This is a genomic window from Streptomyces sp. NPDC026672, assembly GCF_040638185.1.
In the GTDB taxonomy this organism is placed as follows: Bacteria; Actinomycetota; Actinomycetes; order Streptomycetales; family Streptomycetaceae; genus Streptomyces.
Genome location: NZ_JBEZXS010000097.1, coordinates 1 through 5,818, shown reverse-complemented (window position 1 = coordinate 5,818; position 5,818 = coordinate 1). Strand labels below are relative to the sequence as shown.

Genomic DNA, 5,818 nt, shown 5'->3' with positions numbered 1-5,818 from the left:
CGACGCACTCGCCCGCGAGATCCCCGCCCTCGTCCACGACCACCCCGCCGACGGCGCCGGCGTACTCGACATGACCCACGAAGAATTCACCGAGAACCTCAAGCACTGACCCGCTCGGCGGCCTTGTCGCTGCGCCGTCGGGTGGCCGGCAAGGCCGCGACGGCGTGGCGAGCAGGGCTTTCGGGTGTGGAACAGGCTTCTGAGGCCCTGCACCCAAAACGCCCGGCACGGGCACGGTCCTGGTTCTCAGCCGCGCCGGTCGTCGGAAGGGTCCCCGCGGCCGGACGACAGCCGGAGCGTGTCGGCCGGGCTGCGCCCGTAACGCTTCCGGTACTGGCTCGCGAATCGGCCGTAATGGCTGAACCCCCAGTGCTGAGCCACCGCGGTCGCGGTGGTCAGCTCCCGGTCCGCACCCTCCAGCGCCTCGTGTGCACGAGCCATCCGCACGCGATTGAGGTAGGCCATGGGGCTCGCTCCGACGTGCCGTTTGAAGCCGGCCTCAAGTGCCCGCACGCTGAGTCCGACGGCCTGCGCGATGTCACCGACGGTCGTGAAACGGAGCGGCGCCTCGTCGATCGCGGCCAATGCGGCACGGACCGCGCCGGGGCCCTCGAAGCCCGCCGACCGACGGAGTTCTTCCGACCACGGGTGAGGCTGGCTGAGCAGGAGGCCTGACGCCACCAGGCGGCCGAGCCTGCGGTTCATCGCCGGATGCTCCTCGGTGCCGCGCGGATCCGCCAGCATGGCCTGCAACAGTCCGAGGGTGTGGTGGAACGCGCTACGAGCCGCGAAGTCCAGATACGGCTCGAAGAGCACCGTGGACTGCACGGTACGCCCCAGCAGCACGCCGAGTTCGTCCTCCAGTACGGCGCGTTCGATACTGACCGTGAGGATCTCGCACTCCTCCGAGTGACACTCGATGGAGACGACACCGTTCTCCGGAGAGATCATGACGCCGCTGCATCCGCTCAGGACCGACGACACGGTACCGGCCACCACCCGCACCGTCCCCCGGACCGGGAGGTAGACCGTGTAGTCGTCGTGTCGGGCGCCGAGAACCGAACAGGGCGACACCTCCGTCGAGGTGACGGTCACCCGGTCGAGAATCATCGACCGCATGTGTATGCGGAAGTGACCGTCGCGGCGCAAGTTCCGCACCGTGACGTCTCCGTATGTCCCGCTCAGCAGTCTCGCCGCTTCATACACATCGGTCGTCGCCGTGGTCAGGGAGTCCGACCTGCCGAGCACACCTGCGTGCCGAAGAGATGTCGGCGAAATACGTCGATATGCCAGCGCGAGGCCCGCGGCCCGGCGGCTGTCGCCGCCGGCTCCTCGCTCTTCATGGTTGATCACATTGGTTTCCACGCCACCCGCCTCGCACAGAGGAGTCGAGCACTTGTCCTGTCCTCCGTCGTCCCGCACACAACTGAGAACAGGGTGCGGGACAACCGGAAGAAGCCGATGTTCCGGAGCGCCACGGTCGCCCACCGCGGCGTTCCAGACGGGTCCGCCTCAGGCCACCTTGTCGCTCAGGGCCCGCCGGAAAGCCCTTCCGAGGGCCGCCCGGACGTCAGGGATCCCAAAAGGCGGGGGCCGGGGCGGCCGATCTCGGCACGGCTCATACGCAAACCTCTCACGGCTCCGGGTGGCAGCGCCCCACTCAGGTCAGCGACATGACGGACAATTCCACCTCGTATCAATCTACCAATCCTCACCCAAGCACAGATACTTTGTCAACAACAAACTATCCGCGCATGGACAGGTCCACCCCCGTTCCCAGGGCGGTTCCCACCCCACAATGCCGTCGCGGTAGCGGACTCGAGAACCTCCTCCATCCCACTGTCTTCGGCAGCTCGACCTGGACGCCGGCCTGACCGGAATGGAGGACCCGGTCGACAGCTACCGGGCTTGTCCGTGCTCTCCGGCTCCACGCGGAACGGCATCCTTCCCCTGCTCGCCGACCTGGCGACCGTCGACCCCGAGGGCTACGCGGCCTGCTGCGACGCCCTCGCCGCCTACGACCTGGTGAACCGGCTGCCGCGGATCATCGCGCCCACCCTCGTCCTCGGCGGGTCCCATGACGTGGCCACCCCACTGCCGCACGCCCGCGAACTGGCGGCCGGCATACCCGGGTCCGCCCTGCGGATCGTCGCCACCGGCCATCTCGCACTCGAACAACCCGAAGCCGTCCGGTCGGCGCTCCTCGCCCACCTCCGGGGCGCCGCCCTTGAGGCCGACGGGCCGTCACCTTCCGCCGTCACCCGGGAGGACCACTGAGTGCACGGCCCAGCCGCCCGACGCCCAACGCCCGTCACTGATCGGTACGCGGCTCCGTGCCGGTCCGGGCGGGGCGCGGCCCCGCCGCCGGTCCGCCGGCGAAGACCTGCGCGATCGACATCCACTCGGCCGCCGTGTCCCCTTCCACCCGCAACGCGGTGTCGTGCAGGTGTCTCCTGCGCGCCACCGCGAGACAGAAGTCCAGCGCGGGACCGGTCACCGTGTCCCTCGCACCGGGCGGGCCCCAGGACCACCCCGAACCGTCGGGCGCCGTCAGTTCGACGCGGACCGCGCGGTCGGGGACGGCGCGGCCGTGCAACCGGAAGCTGAACGCGAACGTCCGTACGCCGAGGTCCGCGACATGGCGCAGGCGGTGGGTGGCGGGATGTGCGACACCACATCCGTCGGCGATGTCGTGTCCGTGCGCCCAGGTCTCCATCAGCCGGGCGGTGGCGGAACTCATCACGCTCATGTCCGAGCCGAACCACGGCACGCGGACCGACGGGTCGATCGAGGCGAAGGCGTCGAGCAGTCGAGTGCGGGCGAATCGGAACCAGGCCAGCGCGTCAGCGGGCCGCATCCGGCGGTACTCCCGGGCGACCTCGTCGGGGAAGTCACCGCCGCCGGCCGCGACTTCGGCCGCCCAGGCACGGAACCGCTCGCTGTCCGTGGCGCTCGCCACGGCCGCCCGGTCGAAGAAGGCGAGATGGGTGATCTCGTCCTTGACCGTCCAGCCCTCAGCCGTTGTCGGACGGTCCCACTCCTCGGGGGCGAGGCCGGCGACCAGTCCCTCCACGACCCGGGTCTCGTCCTCCAGGTCGTCGAGGAGCCACCTCAACCGTTCGTCCTTCGTCATCGCCATCACTCTCTTCGGGCAGTCCGGTCTTCCGCGCCGTCAGGTGTCCCCTCCTGATCAGGGGTGGTCGCCCTCCGACGGGGTACGGATGCCGGTCGGCGCGAGCGCAGGAAGCGGTCGCGGAGCGCGAACTTCTGGATCTTCCCGGAGGGCGTATGGGGGAACTCCGCCACGAACTCCCAGTGCCGGGGCACCTTGAATCCGGCGAGGTGCCGGCGGCAGTAGCGTTCCAAGGAGGACGCGTCGGTCGTGCACCCCGGCGTCAACTGGACGAACGCGGCGACGACTTCGCCCCATTCCTCGTCGGGCAGGCCGACCACCGAGACCTGTGCCACCGCTTCGTGGCGGAAGAGGAGTTCCTCGATCTCACGCGGGTAGATGTTCTCGCCACCGCGGATGATCATGTCTTTCAGGCGCCCTTCCACCCGCAGGTATCCATCGGCGTCGAGGGTTCCGATGTCGCCCGTGTGGAGCCAGCCGTCCGCGTCGATCGCCTGCGCAGAGGCCCCGGGGTCGTCGACGTACCCGAGCATGACGCAGGCGCCACGGGTGCAGATCTCCCCCGGACGTCCGAGTGCGGTCGGCTCACCGGTGACAGGGTCGTCGATCTTCACTTCGACGAGGGGCAGCGGCCTGCCGACGGTCTCCTCCCATCCCGGGCGCGGATCGCCGGGCCGGGTGTGGGCGATGTACGGCGACGACTCGGTCTGCCCGTAGCCGATGCCGACGCGTACCCGCAACTCCCGCTCGGCCCGGCGGACGAGTTCGACCGGGACCGGCGCCCCGCCCAGCGTCGCGAGTCGCCACGTCACGAGATCGCGCGGTCGCCCGCGCTGTGCGTCGAGGAGCCGGATCAGCATGGTGGGCACGGAGAGGAACACGGTGCCACGATGCTGCTCGAAGAGGTCGAGAACGAGGTCCGGGTCGAACCTCGGCGGCAGGACGTGGGTGCCACCCGTCTGCAGCGCGCCCATGGTCGCCAGGCCGCATCCGGCGGTGTGGAACAGGGGCATGGGGTTGATCCACACGTCGCCGGGGCCGGCTCCGACAGCCGTCGCGTAGAGCTTGCCGTTGAGCGCCAGTCCGCGATGTGCGAGCAGTGCGCCCTTGGGCTTCCCCGTGGTGCCCGAGGTGTACTGGATCTGGGCGGGATCGGACAGGCGCACCGGTGGCAGGTCCAGGGGCTCGTCCGGCGCGAGAGCCAGGAAGCGGTCCCAGTCGTCCAGCGGTATCACGGAGAGCGGTCCGTCGATCGTCGAGGCCACCGCTCGCGCGATCCCCACGAGGTCACGCGAGCGCACCGTGGGTTCGACGAAGACACCCCGCGCGCGAGAGTGCTTGAGGACGTACTCGGCTTCCGCACGCCCGTAGGCGGGATTGACCGTCACGAGCGTCATGCCGGCCAGCGCACAGCCGAACTGCAGGAACACCCATTCCGGGTTGTTGGTCGACCAGACGCCGACGTGGTCCCCCGGCTGGAAGCGGGACAGCAGGGCGCCGGCGACACGGCGGGCCACCGCCGCGAGTTCGGCGTAGGTCCACGACCGGGCACCGGACGCGCCGGTTCCCTCGACGAGCGCCACCGAGTCGGCCCAGCGCGAGGACGCCTCGATGAGCGCGCCCCCGATCGTCGTCGGTTCACAGCTCTCGGCCGCCGCCTCGGCGGTCCAGTGCGATGTCTCCAAGCTTCTGCGCACCACGGCTTCCCTCACCGCCCTGAGATCGATGTGCCCGGTAGACGGAGATGCCCACCCTCCGAATCAGAGGGTTGGCCACCCCCGCACGGTATCCTCCGAATCGGAGCGTTTTCAAGGGTCGGGTCGCCCGCGGCGGTCGGCGACGGAGGAAGGTCGAGCAGTGACAGAGACATCCGACGAGCCGCCCCGTCTCAGTCCCACGTCCCACGTGGTGCTCGGTCTGATCAGCCTGCGCGGGCCTTCCACGCCCTACGAACTGGAGACGGCCGTCCAGAAGTCGGTCGCCTACTTCTGGACCTTCCCCCACTCGCAGCTCTACCGCGAGTGCGACCGGCTCGTCGACTTCGGGCTGCTGACCGTCCACCGGGAAGCGGGAGGCCGCCGCCGCAAGGTCTTCGACCTCACGGACCGCGGTGCCGAAGCGCTTCGCGCCTGGCTCGGCGCTCCCGCCCGTGGCATCTTCGAGATGCGGGACGAGGCGGTGCTCCAGCTGTTCTTCAGCGACCAGCTCCCCCCGGAGCGGCTCGTCGAGCTCGCACGACACGAGGCCGCCCAGTACGAGCGCCGTCTGAGGACCTACGCCGACATCGCCGCGGCCGAGCTCCCGCGGCACGGCCAGGACCGCCGGATGGCTCCACTGCGCCTCGGCATCCGCCTCGCGGAGGTCTTCCAGGCATTCTGGACGGAGATCGCCGAGGCCCCTCCCCCTCCCACTTCCGACCAGCACCCCCACGCCGGGCCGGATGGCACGCGACCTGACGCACCGTCGGCACCGGTGGAGGCAGACCCGGACGGTGACGGCCGAGGGTGACCCCGGCAGCGCGCCCGGGGTAGAGGGGCGTGCCGCCCGGCCCTGGGTTGTGACGGTGGGTCAGTTGAGGGTGTTGAGGGCGGCGTTGGCGAAGTCGGCGTCGAGTTCGCCGGTGGGGGCGCCGGAGACGCCGATGCCGCCGATGATGTGGCCGTCGAGGGTGATGGGGACGCCGCC

General features: G+C 70.1%; 6 protein-coding genes. 2 read left to right on the top strand and 4 right to left on the bottom strand.

All coding sequences use genetic code 11. From position 1 onward, the window contains the following. Nucleotides 1-246 precede the first annotated feature (246 nt). Nucleotides 247-1,488 carry an AraC family transcriptional regulator gene (locus AB0F77_RS42850; protein WP_361960186.1) on the bottom strand — a complete coding sequence of 414 codons (1,242 nt, stop codon included), beginning with the start codon at nt 1,486-1,488 and terminating at the stop codon, nt 247-249. A gap of 426 nt (nt 1,489-1,914) precedes the next feature. Between AB0F77_RS42850 and AB0F77_RS42845 the strand changes: the two genes are divergently transcribed. Continuing rightward, the gene (locus AB0F77_RS42845; RefSeq protein ID WP_361960188.1) at nt 1,915-2,277 is read left to right on the top strand and encodes an alpha/beta hydrolase; all 363 of its coding nucleotides are present in this window, start codon (nt 1,915-1,917) and stop codon (nt 2,275-2,277) included. Between the two features lie 34 nt (nt 2,278-2,311). Here the strand turns inward: AB0F77_RS42845 and AB0F77_RS42840 are convergent, their stop codons facing one another. Next, nucleotides 2,312-3,133 (bottom strand): TIGR03084 family metal-binding protein, encoded by an 822-nt coding sequence (locus tag AB0F77_RS42840; RefSeq protein ID WP_361960183.1) that lies wholly within the window; start codon nt 3,131-3,133, stop codon nt 2,312-2,314. Nucleotides 3,134-3,138: 5 nt separating this feature from the next. Beyond that, the gene (locus AB0F77_RS42835; RefSeq protein WP_361960180.1) at nt 3,139-4,830 is read right to left on the bottom strand and encodes an AMP-binding protein; all 1,692 of its coding nucleotides are present in this window, start codon (nt 4,828-4,830) and stop codon (nt 3,139-3,141) included. Between the two features lie 160 nt (nt 4,831-4,990). Here AB0F77_RS42835 and AB0F77_RS42830 point away from each other — a divergent pair, with 160 nt between their 5' ends. After that, nucleotides 4,991-5,641: a PadR family transcriptional regulator gene (locus tag AB0F77_RS42830; RefSeq protein WP_361960177.1), complete on the top strand. Its 651-nt coding sequence runs from the start codon at nt 4,991-4,993 to the stop codon at nt 5,639-5,641. Nucleotides 5,642-5,701: 60 nt separating this feature from the next. Here the strand turns inward: AB0F77_RS42830 and AB0F77_RS42825 are convergent, their stop codons facing one another. Continuing rightward, on the bottom strand, nt 5,702-5,806 hold the full coding sequence (locus AB0F77_RS42825; RefSeq protein ID WP_361960077.1) for a heme-binding protein: 105 nt from the start codon (nt 5,804-5,806) through the stop codon (nt 5,702-5,704). Between the last annotated feature and the right edge of the window lie 12 nt (nt 5,807-5,818).

Excerpts from the sequence above, each read along its gene's own strand:
- AB0F77_RS42840 (WP_361960183.1), bottom strand. The coding sequence starts at position 3,133 with ATGACGAAGGACGAACGGTTGAGGTGGCTCCTCGACGACCTGGAGGAC.